Source organism: Rhodococcus sp. OS5 (assembly GCF_056837585.1).
Genome location: NZ_CM166368.1, coordinates 1,178,326 through 1,195,578, shown reverse-complemented (window position 1 = coordinate 1,195,578; position 17,253 = coordinate 1,178,326). Strand labels below are relative to the sequence as shown.

General features: G+C 62.0%; 13 protein-coding genes. 9 read left to right on the top strand and 4 right to left on the bottom strand.

The genetic code is table 11. From position 1 onward, the window contains the following. The first annotated feature begins 12 nt into the window (after positions 1-12). The 4 genes from ACVZUB_RS05470 to ACVZUB_RS05455 all read left to right on the top strand — a co-directional run bounded on the left by ACVZUB_RS05470 (position 13) and on the right by ACVZUB_RS05455 (position 5,857). Positions 13-795: an ABC transporter ATP-binding protein gene (locus tag ACVZUB_RS05470; RefSeq protein ID WP_054826162.1), complete on the top strand. Its 783-nt coding sequence runs from the start codon at positions 13-15 to the stop codon at positions 793-795. Then, the gene (locus ACVZUB_RS05465; protein WP_482628212.1) at positions 795-3,278 is read left to right on the top strand and encodes an FtsX-like permease family protein; all 2,484 of its coding nucleotides are present in this window, start codon (positions 795-797) and stop codon (positions 3,276-3,278) included. Before ACVZUB_RS05470 ends, ACVZUB_RS05465 begins: the two co-directional genes overlap by 1 nt. A gap of 21 nt (positions 3,279-3,299) precedes the next feature. Next, positions 3,300-3,932: a class I SAM-dependent methyltransferase gene (locus tag ACVZUB_RS05460; protein WP_482628211.1), complete on the top strand. Its 633-nt coding sequence runs from the start codon at positions 3,300-3,302 to the stop codon at positions 3,930-3,932. A gap of 89 nt (positions 3,933-4,021) precedes the next feature. After that, on the top strand, positions 4,022-5,857 hold the full coding sequence (locus tag ACVZUB_RS05455; protein WP_003945933.1) for an acyl-CoA dehydrogenase: 1,836 nt from the start codon (positions 4,022-4,024) through the stop codon (positions 5,855-5,857). Between the two features lie 85 nt (positions 5,858-5,942). Here ACVZUB_RS05455 and ACVZUB_RS05450 read toward each other — a convergent pair whose 3' ends face one another. Then, positions 5,943-6,575 (bottom strand): hypothetical protein, encoded by a 633-nt coding sequence (locus ACVZUB_RS05450; RefSeq protein WP_230091090.1) that lies wholly within the window; start codon positions 6,573-6,575, stop codon positions 5,943-5,945. A 179-nt stretch (positions 6,576-6,754) separates the two neighbouring features. Here ACVZUB_RS05450 and ACVZUB_RS05445 point away from each other — a divergent pair, with 179 nt between their 5' ends. Both ACVZUB_RS05445 and ACVZUB_RS05440 read left to right on the top strand, forming a co-directional pair. After that, positions 6,755-7,477, top strand: coding sequence for an ATP-binding cassette domain-containing protein (locus ACVZUB_RS05445; RefSeq protein ID WP_054826521.1), 723 nt, complete (start codon positions 6,755-6,757; stop codon positions 7,475-7,477). A gap of 5 nt (positions 7,478-7,482) precedes the next feature. Next, positions 7,483-9,495 (top strand): YhgE/Pip domain-containing protein, encoded by a 2,013-nt coding sequence (locus ACVZUB_RS05440; RefSeq protein ID WP_058039138.1) that lies wholly within the window; start codon positions 7,483-7,485, stop codon positions 9,493-9,495. 1,434 nt (positions 9,496-10,929) lie between these two features. Here the strand turns inward: ACVZUB_RS05440 and ACVZUB_RS05435 are convergent. Continuing rightward, positions 10,930-11,466: a hypothetical protein gene (locus tag ACVZUB_RS05435; protein WP_054781872.1), complete on the bottom strand. Its 537-nt coding sequence runs from the start codon at positions 11,464-11,466 to the stop codon at positions 10,930-10,932. An 877-nt stretch (positions 11,467-12,343) separates the two neighbouring features. Continuing rightward, complete coding sequence (locus ACVZUB_RS05430; protein ID WP_482628210.1) at positions 12,344-12,922, bottom strand: nucleotidyltransferase family protein; 579 nt, start codon at positions 12,920-12,922, stop codon at positions 12,344-12,346. 65 nt (positions 12,923-12,987) lie between these two features. Here ACVZUB_RS05430 and ACVZUB_RS05425 point away from each other — a divergent pair, with 65 nt between their 5' ends. The 3 genes from ACVZUB_RS05425 to ACVZUB_RS05415 all read left to right on the top strand — a co-directional run bounded on the left by ACVZUB_RS05425 (position 12,988) and on the right by ACVZUB_RS05415 (position 14,787). Continuing rightward, on the top strand, positions 12,988-13,233 hold the full coding sequence (locus tag ACVZUB_RS05425; protein ID WP_007734566.1) for a helix-turn-helix transcriptional regulator: 246 nt from the start codon (positions 12,988-12,990) through the stop codon (positions 13,231-13,233). Then, positions 13,230-13,718, top strand: coding sequence for a hypothetical protein (locus ACVZUB_RS05420; protein WP_050655513.1), 489 nt, complete (start codon positions 13,230-13,232; stop codon positions 13,716-13,718). The genes ACVZUB_RS05425 and ACVZUB_RS05420 overlap by 4 nt, the downstream gene beginning before the upstream one ends. Before the next feature lie 85 nt (positions 13,719-13,803). Next, entirely contained in the window at positions 13,804-14,787 is a 984-nt protein-coding gene (locus ACVZUB_RS05415) for an LLM class F420-dependent oxidoreductase (protein WP_172403486.1), read from the top strand. 4 nt (positions 14,788-14,791) lie between these two features. On the opposite strand, the gene ACVZUB_RS05410 is transcribed toward ACVZUB_RS05415, so the two are convergent. After that, positions 14,792-17,032 (bottom strand): VanW family protein, encoded by a 2,241-nt coding sequence (locus ACVZUB_RS05410; protein ID WP_063314947.1) that lies wholly within the window; start codon positions 17,030-17,032, stop codon positions 14,792-14,794. Positions 17,033-17,253 lie beyond the last annotated feature (221 nt).

Sequence of the window (17,253 nt, the reverse complement as noted above, 5' to 3'; positions counted from 1 at the left end):
AGCGTTCTTCCCATGAAGAATCGACACTCGGTCCTCGCCCCGCCGGCTCCTGGTGCCACGGGAGCTCGAACATCTGCCGTGCGACTCGAAGGGGTCAGCAAGGTCTACGGCAACGGCCGCGGCGCCGTGACCGCCCTCGACAACATCAGCCTCACTCTGCCGCGCAGCACCTTCACCGCCGTGATGGGCCCGTCCGGATCGGGTAAGAGCACTTTCCTGCACTGCGCCGCGGGCCTCGACCGACCGAGCAGCGGATCGGTGTGGCTGGGCGATACCGAGATTTCACAGCTGAAGCCGAAGGCCCGCAGCATCTTCCGTCGCGATCACATCGGTTTCGTCTTCCAGGCCTACAACCTGCTCGGCGCTCTCGACGTCGAGCAGAACGTCACGCTCCCCCTACTCCTCGCCGGGCGACGAGCCGACAAGCAGTACCTGACCTTCGTCCTCGAATCCGTCGGACTCGGATCACACCGAAAGCGCAAACCCTCCGAACTGTCCGGCGGTCAGCAGCAACGCGTCGCCATCGCGCGCGCCCTCGTCACTCACCCCGACGCACTCTTTGCCGACGAACCGACCGGCGCCCTCGACTCCCGTAGCGCCAAGCAGGTTCTGGAGTTGTTGCGCCGGACAGCCGCCGAGTTCGACCAGACCATCGTCATGGTCACGCACGACCCGGTGGCCGCGTCGTACGCCGATCGTGTGCTGTTCCTCGCCGACGGGAAACTTGTCGGGCACATCGACCGCCCGACCCCGCAGCAGATCGCCGAGCGCATGACGCACCTCGGGGACTGGTGATGATGAAAGCGCACACCTTTGCGCACCTGAAAGCGCATCGCTCCGGTTTCGTCGCCGTGTTCGTCTCCGTATTCTGTGCAGCGCTCCTCACCTGCGGTCTGGGTGTGCTGCTGGAATCGGGAGTGCGAGGCGGTGTCTCACCACATCTCTACGCCGGTGCCGACGCCATCGTGAGTGCGCCACAGGCGCTCGAGGTCAAGGAAGACGCCGATCAGCCCTTTGCCGAGCGAGTTCTCCTCGCCGGCGATACGGTCCGCAAGCTCGACGCACTCGATGTCACCGTGGTTCCCGACATCTCCGTCCCCGTCAGCACCGCCGAGGGCGTCGTACTCGATGCACATCCTTGGAACACAGCACAATTGGCGCCGTACTCGCTCACCGAGGGGCGCGCTCCGCAGAGCCGCGACGAGGTGGTCTCGACCACGGGCGCCGCGCTCGGCGAGCGAATCACGCTGGCTCACGGCGCGATAGCCGACGAGTACACCGTCGTCGGCACAGCTGATTCGGCTTCGGCGCCGTCACCCGACCGTCCGGCACTCGTCTTCCTCGACGACGCAGAGGCCGAACGGTTGTGGCCGCACCAGAACTCGGTCACCGCAGTCGGATTGATCGCTCCCGAAGGCGTGGATGCTGCCGCTCTCGCCCGCGATGCACTCGCCGGAACCGGTGCGGAGGTCTCGACCGGCACCGCACGCGGAGGCATCGAATTCCTCGACGCCGGTGCTGCGCGGACGCAGTTGATCGTGCTCTGCGCGTCGTTTGCCGGTCTCGCGTTGATGGTCAGTATGTTCGTCGTTTCCAGCACGCTGTCGCTCTCGATCAACGCCAGGCGCCGAGAGTTCGCTCTGTTGCGGGCAATCGGAGCCACCACGCGGCAAGTGCACGTCATGATCGGACGTGAAGTGCTGCTCGTTGCTGCTGCGGCGGCAACTCTCGGCGCGGTGCCCGGATACCTGCTCGCCCGAGTGCTGGGCGCACAGTTCGCCGACGCCGGGGTCATGCCCACCGATTTCGCGCTGGCCTACAGCCCGCTTCCGGCGATCGCAGCTTTCCTGATCTGCGTACTCACTGCCCGCGCGGCAGCGGCGATCGCGGCACGACGACCGGCGAAGCTCGACCCCGTCGAAGCGCTTCGCGAATCCGAAAGCGGCCCGGCGAAACTGAGCCGCGGACGTATCGTCACCGGGCTGATCTTCGGCGCCGCCGGCCTCAGCGCCTGCGTCCTCCCTGCTTTCCTGCCCGGCAGCGTGGCGGCCGCTGGAGCCGGTTCGAGCGCACTGTTGTTGATCTTCTCGGTCGCGCTGCTCGGCCCCTTGTTGGTGCGCGGCATCATCAAGGTGATCGGCGGTCCGCTGCGCCGCAGTGGGACGGCGTCCAAAGTTCTCGCTGCCGCCAACGCCGAATCCAATTCGAGACGGCTCTCGTCGGCGGTTGTTCCGTTGGCTCTCGCAATCGCACTGGGCTCGGTGCAGTTCTTCAGCCAGAGCACCGTCGCCGCCGAGGCGACCAACCAGTCGATCAAGGGCGTCACCGCCGTCCTGATCGTCGGCGCACCAGCCGGTATCGCTCCCTCGCTCCTCGAGTCGATCGCATCGGTGCCCGGAGTGAGTGCGGCAAACCCGGTGGTCCGCAGTCAAGTCCTCCCGGTACCCAGCGGTGAGGAAGGCGGCTCAGCCGACAGCGCGATCGCGGCCCAGGGCATCGACGCCGCCAGCGCCGACGCGACCCTCGATCTCGCGGTGACCGAGGGCGACCTCAGCGCTCTGACCGGCGATACCGTTGCCGTGAGCGAAGACGGCGCCTTCACCCTCGGAGCCAAGATAGGCCAGCGCGTCGACCTCTATCTGGGTGACGGAACACTGGTACATCCCATGGTCGTCGCAAAATATGGTCGCGGCCTCGGATTCGGGGACGTGACCATGCCGATCGAGACTTTGCGTCAGCACTCCACCGACGCTCTGATCGACACCGTTCTGGTTGCTGCCGAACCCGGACGGTCGGCCGAAGTCCAGCAGTCGTTGCGCTCGTTCCCCTCGATCGCCGCGATGAACCAGGACCAGTTCGGGGCCGCAGGCGAAGATCAGCGTCGCATGCAGTCGTGGGTCAGCATCCTCGCCGTCCTGGTCCTGCTCGGCTATCTCGCAGTCGCAGTCGTGAACACCCTGGTCGCCGCCACTGCCGAGCGTTCCCGCGAGTTCGCGCTCCTTCAACTGGTGGGCTCGCGGACGAGGCAGGTCCGAGCAATGATGCGCATCGAGTCGTTGATGGTGGTGGGAATCGCCGTCGTGGTCGGATCACTGATCGCCCTGCCGCCTCTGATGGGCATTGCCGTAGCGGTGTCCGGGCAGCCGATCCCGGCGATTTCACCGGCGATCTACGGTTCCATCGTCGCGGTGACCGCTGTTCTGGGATTTGTCTCCATCGCGATCCCGACGCGCGCCGCTCTACGCAAGAACCCGATGGACGGAGTGCGTAACCACTGAGTGGCACTACCGTCGTCATCTATGGATGCGGCGGCCTGGGACAAGAAGTACGAAGAAACCGAGCTCGTCTGGGGCGCTCCTCCCAACGAACTGCTGGTGGAATACGCGACGGCCCTCCCCCACGGCCAGGCACTGGACCTGGCGTGCGGCGAGGGCCGTAACGCGTTGTGGCTCGCGACCCGCGGTTGGGAGGTCACCGGGATCGACTACTCGGCCGTCGCGATCGAGAAAGCCCGCACGATCGCGGCCCGCTCGCCCCGATCGGTTCTCGACCGGCTCGACTACCGACGCGGCGACGTCACCGTCGCGGATTACGCCTCGAGGAACGGGCAGGGATACGACTTGGCCCTGCTTCTTTACCTTCATCTGCCCGCACCACAACGCACCCTGGTTGTGAACCGTGCCATAAATTCTCTGAAACCTGACGGAATCCTCATGATTTTGGGTCACGACCGAAGCAACATCGACTACGGCGTCGGCGGGCCGCAAGATCCCGAAATCCTTTACACACCAGAAGAATTGATGCAGGAGTTCCGCGGAAAGCTCGAGTTCGAGATCGCCGGAAATCCCCACAGGCACACCGAAACGGGAATCGCGGTCGACGCGCTTGTCATCGGACGCAAATCCGGTGTTGGCAATGCAAAGAACGGCTAGTAACATGTATTAAGTTACCGACGAGTAATAAACTTCGGGCGGTACTAGGAGTGCTGGACCGCACCACCTCACTGGGAGAAGCAGAAGACATGGGCCATTACAAGAGCAACGTTCGGGACCTGGAGTTCAACCTCTTCGAGGTTCTCGGACTGGAGAAGCCACTGAGCGAAGGCGCTTGGGGCGACCTGGATGCCGACACTGTCCGCAACATGCTGGCAGAGGTCGCACGCCTGGCCGAGGGACCGCTTGGCGAATCTTTCGCCGATGCGGACCGCAATCCCCCTGTCTTCGATCCCGAGACGCACACCGTTGCACTTCCGGAATCCTTCAAGAAGTCGTTCAAAGCTCTGTGGGATGCCGAGTGGTACCGCATGGGATTGAGCGAAGAGGTCGGCGGCGTGCCGGTTCCCCGCTCCGTCGTGTGGGCCATCGGTGAGCTGATCCTGGGCGCACAGCCTGCAGCGCACATGTACCAGGCCGGACCCGCCTTCGCGGACGTGCTGTTCAACAACGGCACCGAAGAGCAGAAGAAGTGGGCAGCCACCATCGTCGAACGCGGATGGGGCGCCACGATGGTCCTCACCGAGCCCGACGCCGGCTCCGACGTCGGTGCCGGACGCACCAAGGCGATCAAGCAGGACGACGGCTCCTGGCACATCGAGGGCGTCAAGCGCTTCATCACCTCGGCCGACTCGGACGACCTGTTCGAGAACATCTTCCACCTCGTTCTCGCTCGCCCCGAAGGCGCCGGACCGGGCACCAAGGGCCTGAGCCTGTTCTTCGTCCCGAAGACGCACTTCAACTTCGAGACCGAAGAGTTCGGCGAGCGTAACGGTGTCTTCGTCACCAACGTCGAGCACAAGATGGGCCTGAAGGTCTCCGCCACGTGTGAGGTCACCTTCGGCGGCCACGGCATCCCCGCACAGGGCTGGCTGGTCGGCGAGGTCCACAACGGCATCGCCCAGATGTTCGACGTCATCGAGCACGCTCGAATGATGGTCGGCACCAAGGCAATCGCCACCCTCTCCACCGGTTACCTCAACGCTCTCGATTACGCCAAGCAGCGCGTGCAGGGCGCAGACCTGACCCAGATGACCAACAAGGCAGCACCGCGCGTGACCATCACGCACCACCCCGACGTGCGTCGTAGCCTGGCAATGCAGAAGGCATACGCCGAAGGCCTGCGCGCGGTGTACCTCTACACCGCAGCTCACCAGGACGAGGTTGTCGCCCAGCTCGTCTCGGGCGCAGACAAGGACACCGCGTTCCGCGTCAACGACCTGCTGCTCCCGATCGTCAAGGGCGTCGGCTCCGAGCGTGCGTACCAGTACCTGACGGACAGCCTGCAGACCCTCGGTGGATCCGGCTTCCTGCAGGACTACCCGATCGAGCAGTACATCCGCGACTCCAAGATCGACTCGCTGTACGAAGGCACGACGGCCATCCAGGCTCAGGACTTCTTCTTCCGCAAGATCGCTCGTGACCGCGGCGTCGCGCTCGCTCACGTTGCCGGACAGATCAAGACCTTCATCGACAGCGAAGCCGGCAACGGTCGTCTGAAGGCGGAGCGCGCACTGCTCGCCACCGCACTCGAAGACGTCCAGGCCATGGCCGCCACGCTCACCGGCTTCCTCATGGGAGCTCAGGAGCAGCCCACCGAGCTGTACAAGGTCGGCCTCGGCTCCGTCCGCTTCCTGATGTCCGTCGGCGACCTGCTCATCGGCTGGCAGCTGCTCCGCCAGTCCGAGATCGCTCTCGCAGCACTCGACAACGGCGCTTCCGACAAGGACAAGGGCTTCTACGAGGGCAAGGTCGCCATCGCGTCCTTCTTCGCCAAGAACGTCCTGCCCGAGCTCACCGCTTCACGCGAGATCGTCGCGAACACCGAGAACGACATCATGGAGATCGACGAAGCAGCATTCTGATTCGTTCCTGATTCATGAAAAGTGCCGGTCCCGAGAACGTTTCGGGGCCGGCATTTTCATGCTCAGCAGTCCATGGAATCCGAGGTCATCTGCGCTCGACGGTCGGACAACTGATCTGCGCGGACAGTACCGACGTCGTCGGTTGCTCGCCCGGTCGTGCCGCCGTACCCGCCAGGGAAAGCGCCACGCGCCTGCGGTCCGGAGAACTGACTATTTCGACGGACTTGTCGTCGCCACCGCCGAAGGACACGAACTGTCCGCTCTGATCCGAGAACTTCATGATCGCGGACCCGTGCTGACCTGGTTCGGGTTTCTCGTTCACGTAGACCTGCAACTGGAAATCACGTCCCGGATATTCGCCGCCGCCGTCGTACTCGTAGAAGGAACTCGTGTGCACCTCGTAGGCCCACTGACGGTGACCGGCGGGCAGCGAATCCGCCCAGTTGTGCTCGAAACACGTGACGGATCCAGGCAGCGAGACATTGGCTGCGCCGCTCCACCCACCGGACAGGGTGATGGCTCCGTATGGCGCTGCTTCGGACTCGTGCCGATCGGAGGGCAAGGGCGGCACCGTCAAGGGTCCGACATTGCGACCGGTGAACTCGAAAAGCCTTTCGCTCGACACGAACGGGGGCGACTCGCGCTCACCGGCACAGGAGACAACCGACAGGGTGGCCATGACCAGCACCGCGCACATCCCGCGTCTACGAACCGGCACCTCGACTCCCCCGTTCCGTTTCCAACAGAATACATACCGTTCGGTCTCCAAGTTGCCGGACGTGTCCGACACATCCCATTCATGGGACAGCTCGCCCGCTACCGATGTGATTGGGTGAGCACGAACGTCCACTGAACCAGCACTCGGTTCTTTCGAAGGCCGAGTAGATCAACAGACAGGTGATCATCGTGGTCGCACCAGAGCACGCACAACCCGATTACGCCCCTGACCTGGCATTGACCGCCACGGACTTGGCGCTCGACGGCCCATGGGGGCCGGTGTTCGGACCCGTCAATCTCGAGATTCGTGCGGGCGGTGTGACCATCCTCGAAGGCTCGGCCGGTTCAGGACGTACGTCCTTACTTCTGACACTCAGCGGGCGAATGAAAGCCAGTTCCGGATCACTGTCCGTCTTCGGTCGAACGCGTCCCCGAGAGATCTTCGAGATCGCCGGGATCGCCGGGTTCGAGGACATCGACGAGCTTGCCGAGTCCGTCACCGTCCGCGATCTGATCACCGAACAAATTCGCTGGGATGCTCCCTGGTACAAACTCGTCGGACGCGCCGGAGACCGCGAACTCGAAGCGGTGTGCGCTCCCGTCTTCGGCGATCATCCGTTGCCTGCGCTCGGCCGATACGTCAGCGATCTCGGGGAACTCGAGGCGACCCTGCTGCGTATCGCCGTCGCGAACACGAAGAAGCCGGCCTTGCTGGTCGTCGACGATCTCGAACAGGTGCGGCGTGACTCCGAGCGCGCATATCTCGTCGAGCGACTGGTCGAGATGGGGAGCTACCAGACCATCATCGCGTCGACCGTCAACCCGCTGCCCGACGGATCACCCATCGATGCCGTCACCCTGCTCCAAGAAGTCACCAATCCCGACCAAGAAGGGGCGAGGTAACCGCGATGCTCGCTGGAATGTCTCTCGGAACCGAACTCAAGCGGTTCTCCCGCGGCGCGATGCCCAGGATCGCACTCGTCACCATCATCTTGATGCCACTGCTGTACGGCGCGATGTACCTGTGGGCCTTCTGGAATCCGTTCGGTGAGGTCAACAAGGTCCCCGTCGCGCTGGTCAACACAGACCGCGGTGCGATGGTGCAGGGTCAGGAACTCAACGCGGGCGACGAGGTAAGCCAAGCGCTGCTCGATTCCGGTGAGCTCGATCTCCACCTGGTCTCACAGCAGGAAGCCGCTCAGGGAGTCTCGGACGGCACGTACTACTTCTCTCTCACCTTGCCTGAGAATTTCAGCGAGGCCGTGGCCTCCCCGACGACCAAGGACCCCCACAAAGCTCAGTTGCAGTTCACCTTCAACGACGTCAACAACTACCTCGGCACCATCATCGGCCAAAACGCCGCCCAGCAGGTCCTCAGTCAAGTCAGCGACAAGATCGGCGCGCAGTCCGTCGAGACGGTCCTGGTCGGATTGACCGACGCGGGTGCAGGTTTGAAGCAGGCCGCCGACGGAGCACTCCAGCTCTCGGCCGGAGTGAACACTGCCAACGCCGGAGCCGGCGAATTGGCGTCGGGCTCGAAAACGCTGGCCGACAACATGGTTACCGCACGTGACGGCGCAGCCACTCTTGCCGGCGGTACAGCGCAACTCTCGACCGGTATCAATACCGCCACGGACGGTGTCCTCGCACTGACCGACGGTTTGGGGCAGCTCGATCTCGGGGCCGTCCAACTGGGCGACGGCGCAAGCCAACTCAGTGGTGGCGTCACCCAGGTCGTCGACCAGCTGAGCGTACTCGGGAACACACAAGCAGACGTCGCACAGCTGGTCGGTCAGGCAGTGGCCAGCCTTCGACTGAACCCGGATCCCGTCAGCCAACAGATCGCCAACGCCCTCGCGCCTGCCCAGGACATGCTGCGCACTCAGGGCTTCGGCGAAGCGACCATGGGTCAACTGGGCGAACTCAAGAGCGGCGCACAACAACTCGCTTACCAACTCGACGATCCCTCGAGCACCTTCCGCGCCGGGCTCAGCGCCGCGGCCAACGGCGGCGGTGAACTCCGCAACGGCCTGGTACAGCTGCGTGACGGCGGTCAGCAAGTCAACGACGGCGCTCAAACCCTCAGCAGTGGACTGGTTCAACTCACCGACGGCAGCGTCCAACTCTCCGACGGTGCAGCCAAACTCGCCGACGGAACCGAGCAACTCCGTGCCGGGTCTGCCGAACTCGCAACCAAACTCACCGAGGGCGCCGGCCAGGTTCCCAGTTGGACCGATCAGCAGCGAACAGCAACCGCTCAAACCCTCTCCAGTCCGGTCGAGCTGCAGGAGACCTACGAGAACCGGGCAAGCACCTTCGGTACCGGTTTTGCTCCGTTCTTCCTGCCCCTCGCACTGTTCGTGGGCGGCATCATCACCTGGATGCTGCTCAAGCCGCTCCAGAACCGGCCTATCGCAAACGGACTCGGCGCGCTGCGAGTGGTCCTCGCCTCGTACTGGCCGGCCTTGCTCATCGGCATCTGCCAGGTGATCGTGATGTACCTGGTCGTGCACTTCGCCGTTGGCCTGCACCCCACGCACGCCCTCGGCACCGTCGGATTCCTGATGCTCATCACTGCCACGTATATGGCGTTGATCCAGGCGTTCAACGCCATCTTCGGAGTCTCCGTCGGACGCGTGATCACCCTGGCGTTCCTGATGCTGCAACTGGTTTCGGCCGGCGGCATCTATCCCGTGGAAACCACCGCGAAACCGTTCCAGATCATCCACCCGTTCGACCCCATGACCTACGCGGTGAACGGGCTTCGACAACTCACCGTCGGCGGCATCGACTCGAGGCTGTGGGTCTCGATCGCCGTCCTCGGCGGCCTTCTCGTCGCCTCACTCGGGGCCAGTTCACTTGCTGCACGCCGAAATCGGCAATGGACCATGGACAGGCTGCATCCGCCGATCGAAGTCTAGGTCAGGGTCTCCGGCCAAGGCTCCACGGTCAGCGCAGGCCATTCCCTGCGCCACCGTGCTGCCTTGGCCTCGTAAACCTCTCGCGGCGCCAGCACCGGGAGGGGCGGACGATCATGTTTTGAAGCTGCCTCGCACGTGATGCAGACCCTGCCAGGAACCTTTACGACAGGGTCTGCATTCGGCTATCTCAGATATCGTCGGAGCTGCCGATCAGCTCACGTCGAATATTCTATTTCGCGCTCATCGATCGAGGCTTGCCCACCCGCCGCCTTCCATTGATGCGGTCCACAACCCGACCAACGTCAGCCCGTAAAACGCTAGCGTGTTCTTGACACTTCCGGTCCAGAAATCAGACGACATGAGTTCACCCTTCTTTACGAGAGTCCGACAAGGAATTGTTGAAGCGGAAACCTAAGGGCGTAGAACGTCATGGTTGCAAGTTCAGCCAGGTCCGTGCTCATTGCGTTGAGCGACATCTAGTTTCTCCTCAGATTGAACAGGGTCACCGGGGGTAACCGAATGACAGTTGGAGCGGGATATCCATCAGATATGTAAATAACATCGGAAGCATCTGTTCTACGGTCTGCCCCAGCGACGCGGTACCTTGCTGCACGGATCCCATCAGCCCTCTCCTCCACTCGCGGACATGTCGAGCGAGATGGCGTTCAATCCATCAAGCCCGTCGCCTAACGATGTTGCAAAGGACGGGATAAATGCCCGCAGGAGGGCCATGAACTGACCTAACATTTGTTACTCCGTTTCCAGTAGGTAATTGCTCTGACTGTGGCGCGGGGCCAGGTCGGTTTATCCGGCACAACAGTGGTTGCCAAGCGAGGTTTTGGGGAAGCCCGCAACTCCTCGTGGTGCCGACAACTGTACCCAAAATTTGCAAATTAGGAACTCGTTCTAGGAATTTTTCTTGCCATAGATGGAATTCATTTAGTTAGCACTAAAGTCCTAGTACTATAGTTCGGTTCATTAAATCTTTAGGACTAGAAATTTTGCACCGAAAGCGAGATGGAACCGCTTGCAGGATCAGAAAGCCACCCGAATCACGGATTCAGGTCGCGCAGCCAACTTCCCGATCACGGCTTCACGAACACTATTCAGTGGCACAAGAATTGATTGCGAGCCAACCTTACGGCGATTGCCCATAAGCCATGACTTCGAGACGATACCGATGCCGTCCAATCCGTGCCGGACGACCGAATTACATCGAGCAGGCTGCGAGACAAAGCCGCAGAGACAGGCCTGCATTCGTCACAGCCGAAGCAGCATTCGCCATCTCCCTGGCGACACCCGCGCCCATTGTCACAATTGCCGAAACACACACCCGAACTCGCAACACGGCGTCATACGGCGAACGGGTTGGAGCACGGAGACCCGCACTCCAACCCGTCCAGGTTCTTACGATCAACCTTGCAGCCGATCGACTTACTGGTAGTAGAAGTTCACCTTCGAGGCCCTATCCGAAAAGATGAACGCATTGCCATGGAGGAGGAACTCCCCTGCATCGATGACGGCGTCCGCCCCGCCGCCCGACCACTGCCCTGTGCGAGTTGTTGTGCCGTCCAACACGGTCGGAGTGTCGGTGGACATCCTGACCTCACCACCGCTCGTCACGGTGCTAGCCATCGCCGAGTCACCCTGCATGCACCATCCACCCGCGGCATTCGTTGTGGCGGTGAAGGTCGTGATCGGAGTCGTGCTGGAGGATGAGCTGTATAGCTTGCCAGTGACCTGGGCGCCCACTACCGCTTTGGCACCAGAAGGCACGCCCGCCACGTGGGCGTCCGGGCCGACGTAGAAATTGCCACATACCTGATACGCAGAGGATGCGGAAAGAGTTACGGCGGAGCCAGCAGCGCCGACGGTGGCAGCGGATGCAATACCGGTTCCGGCGAGCACCATCGCACCGGCTGCGGTACCGAGCAGGACACCTCTGACGGAATTCTTGGCAGTCAACTTCACGAGTTCTTCCTTCGGTTGAATTGATAGACCCCAGGCGTTCAATTCATAGGCGAGAGCGCGGAGTCCTTAACGCTCCAACCCGATCTGTTCTGACCATCTCTTATCACCAACCGACCTGCTATCTTCGGGGCTATCGCCAACTTCGCATTTATGGCCCTGCTCGCAGGGCTACAGCTTTCCCTAAAAGGGAATGCCCTGGTGAGAGCTCGCATTGAACAGGACCCGAAGCTCTGGTGACGTGAGTCACTGTACTCACATTTCGTCCATCCGGGAACAGGTTCTAGAAATTTTTCGTCCAACCTCGATATTTTTCTCAATGAAATTTCGAGCATCGAATGCAAAGCGTTTAAACCGACAATCCAAATAGTCGAGAAGTTTGAAAAGCCACGACAGTCGTCGAGCAGAAAATATTCCGATATATCGCACGTTGCACGAAAAGTCACATAGACAAACCACACTTTCACCGTAGAATGTTCATTTGTTAGTGATGATTGCTATTCACATTGGAGAAACCTTATTAGCACTAAATAATTAGACGTAAAGTATTAGAAACAATCCACCAAATATCGGAAGAGATTTTCACCATGAGGGGACCCAGACAATCATGGATGAACGTCGCAGCACACTGAAAGTTCGTGAAATTAGCGCAGACGATTCCGAAAGGCGCAAGGTCTTGCGGGGGTTCAACTACCAGAACTACAGCTGGATGCGTTGAATCCGGCCGGTTGTCTCCATGCACGGACGGACGAGACAGCAGGGTCGACACGGATCGGCCACAGTTCGTGGCCGTGGCGGACGCACTGCGACCAGGGAAGACACGCCTCTCACGCCGAAATCGGCAATGGACCATGGACAGGCTGCATCCGCCGATCGAAGTCTAGGTCAGGTTCTCCGGCCAAGGCTCCACGGTCAGCGCGGGCCATTCCCTGCGCCACCGTGCCGCCTTGGCCTCGTACACCTCTCTCGGCGCCAGTACCGGGTTGGGGCGGACGATCATGTCGAAAAGGTCGTCGTAGCCATGCGGGGCATACACGTCGACGGTGCCGTCTGATCCCTTGATGATCCCGAAACAGCAAGTTGTGGAAGCGAAGTGGTCGATAGCGTCGCGGCAACTGGTGAACGGAACGCCGGGAATCCCGAAATGTTGCTCGTACCACAGGTGCACGCGGGCTTCGTTGCGTACTTCGACATCGGCATCGACATCGGCGAACAGTTCTGCCGCCGAACGAATCACACGGTCCTCCGCGTCGTAGCTCAGATCGCCGGCGTCGAAGTAGAAGAGGTCGTAGTCCTTGATTCCGGCGCCGAGGTCACGGCCGTCGATGTGATTCCAGACGGTTTGGAAGAGCCCACCCGCCGTCAGGTACCACTCCGGCAATCCCAGCTTCGGTGCCCGATCCACGATCGTTGCGACCACCGGATTGGCCAGGGCGATCTCGAGAAATCGTTCACGCATGCTCTTCAGCCTCTCATATGACAAGCAAACTTGACATCTAGTGACAAGTATTCTTTACTTTTTGCATGACTGGAAAGGCCGGCGACAACAACGTGCGGGAGCACCGACGCCTCGCCGGCCTCACCCAGGCGCAACTGGCCACGGCAGGTCAGGTGAGCAGACAGAGCATCGTCTCCGTCGAACGCGGCGACTATGCACCGAGTGTCTACCTGGCACTACGCCTGGCACTGGCACTGGGGACCACCGTCGAAGCGCTCTTTCCCCTACCCGAATCGGAACTCACCACAGAAATTCCAGAGGAGACGGCATGAGCACCATGATGAAGGCAATGCGGTTCGTCGGCGATCTGGACGACGACTTCTACAAGGACGAGCGTCAGCGCGACGTCTGGAACGAAGCCTCGGCGGTGGGACTCCAGAGTGTCTTCTGGGCAATATTCGTCAGCTCGGCGATTCTGCCCTGGGTCGCCGGCCGAACAGGGGCGTGGATCTCGCTCGCGCTGCTGATCGTTGCGTTGTTCGGCTCGTTGATCACGATCATCTATGCGAAGCGTCGCGACGTCGATGTGTACGTGTTGTCCACCTACGGCCGTCCTCGCGTGGTGATCAGCATCGCGCTCTACCTCGTGGCCGCTGTCGGAATCATGGCCCGTCTCGAATTCGATTCGTACGAAGAATCGTCAACCTGGGTCGGCGCGCTGGTAGGCGCCATCATCGGCGGTGGCGTCGCAATCGCAATCGTCAAACTTCACCAGCAGCGCGCCAAGCGACGCGAAGCGGCCGAAGAACTTCTCTGAATTCCGGAAGTCTGCCCAGCACAACGGAATCCATAGAGTTGGTAAAATCGTGCCAGGTCAACCGATCGCGAGTAACGTCGAAACGGTGAGCACTCGCCTCGGATACCAGATGCCCAACTTCAGCTACGGCGGTCCGGTCAAGGACCTCTTCCCCACCGTCATAGCGCAGGCCCGCGAAGCCGAAGCCGCAGGCTTCGACACTGCATTCGTGATGGATCACTTCTACCAACTCCCCGGAATCGGAGCGCCGGACGCCCCGATGCTCGAGGCCTACTCCGCGCTCTCCGCGCTGGCGACGGCCACCGAGACCATCCAGTTGTCTGCACTGGTCACGGGAAACACCTACCGCAATCCGCCCATGCTCGCCAAGACCGTCACCACCCTCGACGTGGTGAGCGGCGGTCGGGCCATCCTGGGCATCGGCGCCGGCTGGTTCGAACTCGAACACAATTCGTTCGGATACGAGTTCGGCACTTTCACCGAGCGCTTCCAGAAACTCGACGAAGCCCTGCAGATCATCGCGCCGATGCTCCGCGGTGATCGCCCCACCTTCGACGGCAAGTGGTACCACGTCGAGGACGCCATCAACGAGCCTCGCGTCCGCGACGACCTACCGATCCTGCTCGGCGGTGGCGGTGAGAAGAAAACGTTCGGCCTCGCCGCTCGCTTCGCGGATCACCTCAACATCATCTGCGACCCGTCGGAACTGCCCCGCAAGATGGAAGCACTTGCGGCACGCTGCGACGAAGCCGGTCGCGATCCCGCAACCCTCGAAACCAGCTTCCTGACGTTCATGATGATCGACGAGGACGGCGACAAGGCTCGCGCGCATCAGCGAACATTTCTCGCGGAGCGTGGCCTCGACATCACCACCGCGCCGGAAGACGTGGTCGCCAAGGCCACCGAACGCCATTTCGTCGGCAGCCCGGACGACGTAGCCGAGCAGGTCCAGACGCGCATCCTCGACCACGGCATCGACGGCGTCGTGATCAACCTGATCACGAACGGCGAAGAGCCAGGCATCGTCGACCTCGCGGGCCGCACCCTCGCCCCACTCGTCGGCAAGTAGTTCCCTACTCGCACTTCACGATCGGCACCGGGTCGTACTTGACGGTCCGGGTGTTCGAGGAAATCTCGGCGCCACTCGCGTGGTCGGTGATCACGCGAGTGTCGCTGACCGTGAACCCGGGCGCACCGCTCGAAGCCACACAGCCAGGCCCCTCCGGCAAGGTCACGGTGTTCGGCGACGTCGGCGACGTCCGCGGGCCGGTCGTCGACGTGACATCGACAGTTTTGGTTCCCCAGATCCGAACGGTGATGTTCGACGACGTCGCAATCGTCTCGATCATCACGCCGGTCTTCGCCGGATTACGGAACTGCAGGTCGATCGCACCATCGAAGATGGTCGCCTCACGAGCCTCGGGGTACCGCGAGATGTAGTAACTGTGCTCGGTGTGCGCGACGTCCTCCATACCTGCGAAATACGTCGCGTTGTAGAGCGTCGTCGCGAGCTGGCTGATACCGCCGCCGACAGCCTTGTCCGGGCGACCGTTGTTGATGATCCCCGACTCGATGTATCCCTGCGCCGCACCGCGCGGGCCCGTGTACTCGTTGAGCGAGAACGTGTCACCGGGCTTGATCACGGCCCCGTCGATCTCCGACGCGGCCAGGCCGATGTTCACACCAGACGCGTATTCGAAACCACCGGTAGTGAATTCGCCGATCACCTCGTTGATGCCGAGGGCCTCCGCGGCTTCGGTGGTCAACGCCGGCGGGACCGGTCCGTAAACGGCGGGCGTTGCCCGAGAAGCCGTGCTGCCCAACAGAACCGGAAGTTCCTTGACCGTGTCCGGCCAGTTGATCAGATCACCGACGACACCGGGCACAACCGACGGTTTGCCACCGGCGAAGGTGAACGACGCGTCCTTGGGTTGTACTTCCGTCGACGCCAACTGCGGAGTCAGAATCTTGATCGCAGCATCCGTGTTGTACTGCGGAGTCAGCCCACCCGAGCCGTCGGGTGTGAAGGTCAGAACCTCGCCGATCTGATCGACGCCGAGTGTCGCGACCTTGCCGTCACGGCCGTTGACCACGACGTCACCCGAGACAGCTGGAATAGCGATCTCCTGCAGCGCACGATCGACACCGGCCTGAGTGACCGTCACCGGAACCTCGTCGACCGGAAGATCGACGACGCCACCATCGGACCATTCAGCGGCGAAGGTCGAACCCGCCTGCTGCGTTTCGAGCGCCTGACCGGCAGCGGGCGAAACACCAGTCGCCTTCCCGTTCTCGAACACGACTGCACCTTCGACGGGCGCACGATCGCTGTTCGCCGCGAGCTGCGCCATCGACGCATCCAACGCACCCTGGTCGATTGCCGACACCACGGGCACCTCGCGGGAGCCGAAGAACGACGTGATGCGGGTGATCGGGTTGATGGGCTGAGCGTTCACGCCCGACAGCGTCGCCGACCAGTCGACGTCCACACCCGCAGACGCGGGAACGATCTCGGAGTCGACGCCGCCTGCATGTACCGCTACCGGTTCGACGAGCCTCGGGCCGAGTTGGGCGCGCAGCGTGGCTTCCGCGTCGGCGGGCGTGAGATCACCGATGTCCACCCCGGCGACCTGAGTGCCGCGTGGTGTCTTCCCGGACGAGGTGAAGATGTCCACTCCGTAGGCAATCGCTGCGACGGCAAAGATGGCGCCGACTGCTATCGCCGGTTTGACCCACTTGCGGGAAGACTGCGAAGCGGGCACCACCGGTTGTTGCGGCGCCGGGGGTGCAACTACCTCTGGTTCTCGGACAACAGGCTCGTACTGCTGCTGGATGGGTTCGAGTTGCTGGGTGTCGTACTGCTGCACGAACTCGGGACGCGGCGGCTTCGGGGGAACCACCACTGCCGGGGGCTCGAACTGCTCTGTCTGCTCGTCGATGGCTTCTGTCGCCGGAACCTCGTCGACTACTTCCGACGGCGGTGCGTCCTCCGCTGGGACGACAGGGATGACGGTGGTGACCTCGTTTGCCGATTCGTCGACTGTCGCTTCCGTGGAATCGCTTGCTTCTTCGTCGACAGGCCTTGGTGCTTCGGCTGGTTCAGGTTCTACTGATTCAGCCTCGACAACAGCCTCAGTGTCCTCAGGGGCCTCGGGTTCCTCGACCGACTGGGGTTCCTCGACCGACTGGGTTTCCTCGACCGACTCGGTCTCTTCGACCGCCTGAGGTTCCTCGACCGACTCGAGTTCCTGTTCCGGGAGGGACGAGTCCTCGCTGTTCGTCTTCTCGACGGACGGACCCTCTTCGTCACTCACCTGTTGGCTCCTCGCTGCATCAACCGTCGCTGCGGCGCTCACCGACAACTCAATACAGGATATCCGGACATACGAGAGCCCCGCGCTGCTGCCAGGTCGGGGGTCAGGCAGCAACACGGGGCTGTCATGAATATCGGTAGCTATTCTGCAGCGTTACACGCCTGCGCGAAAAAGTTTGCAAAGAGTTCGGGGATCCGGCCACCCCTCGTGGCCGGATCCCC

What these genes read in the sequence shown, in the direction of transcription:
- ACVZUB_RS05470 (WP_054826162.1), top strand. Translation starts at nt 13, where the DNA reads ATGAAGAATCGACACTCGGTCCTCGCCCCGCCGGCTCCTGGTGCCACG.
- ACVZUB_RS05420 (WP_050655513.1), top strand. Translation starts at nt 13,230, where the DNA reads ATGAGCACCATGATGAAGGCAATGCGGTTCGTCGGCGATCTGGACGAC.
- ACVZUB_RS05440 (WP_058039138.1), top strand. Translation starts at nt 7,483, where the DNA reads ATGCTCGCTGGAATGTCTCTCGGAACCGAACTCAAGCGGTTCTCCCGC.
- ACVZUB_RS05430 (WP_482628210.1), bottom strand. Translation starts at nt 12,922, where the DNA reads ATGCGTGAACGATTTCTCGAGATCGCCCTGGCCAATCCGGTGGTCGCA.
- ACVZUB_RS05460 (WP_482628211.1), top strand. Translation starts at nt 3,300, where the DNA reads ATGGATGCGGCGGCCTGGGACAAGAAGTACGAAGAAACCGAGCTCGTC.
- ACVZUB_RS05465 (WP_482628212.1), top strand. Translation starts at nt 795, where the DNA reads ATGATGAAAGCGCACACCTTTGCGCACCTGAAAGCGCATCGCTCCGGT.
- ACVZUB_RS05455 (WP_003945933.1), top strand. Translation starts at nt 4,022, where the DNA reads ATGGGCCATTACAAGAGCAACGTTCGGGACCTGGAGTTCAACCTCTTC.
- ACVZUB_RS05425 (WP_007734566.1), top strand. Translation starts at nt 12,988, where the DNA reads ATGACTGGAAAGGCCGGCGACAACAACGTGCGGGAGCACCGACGCCTC.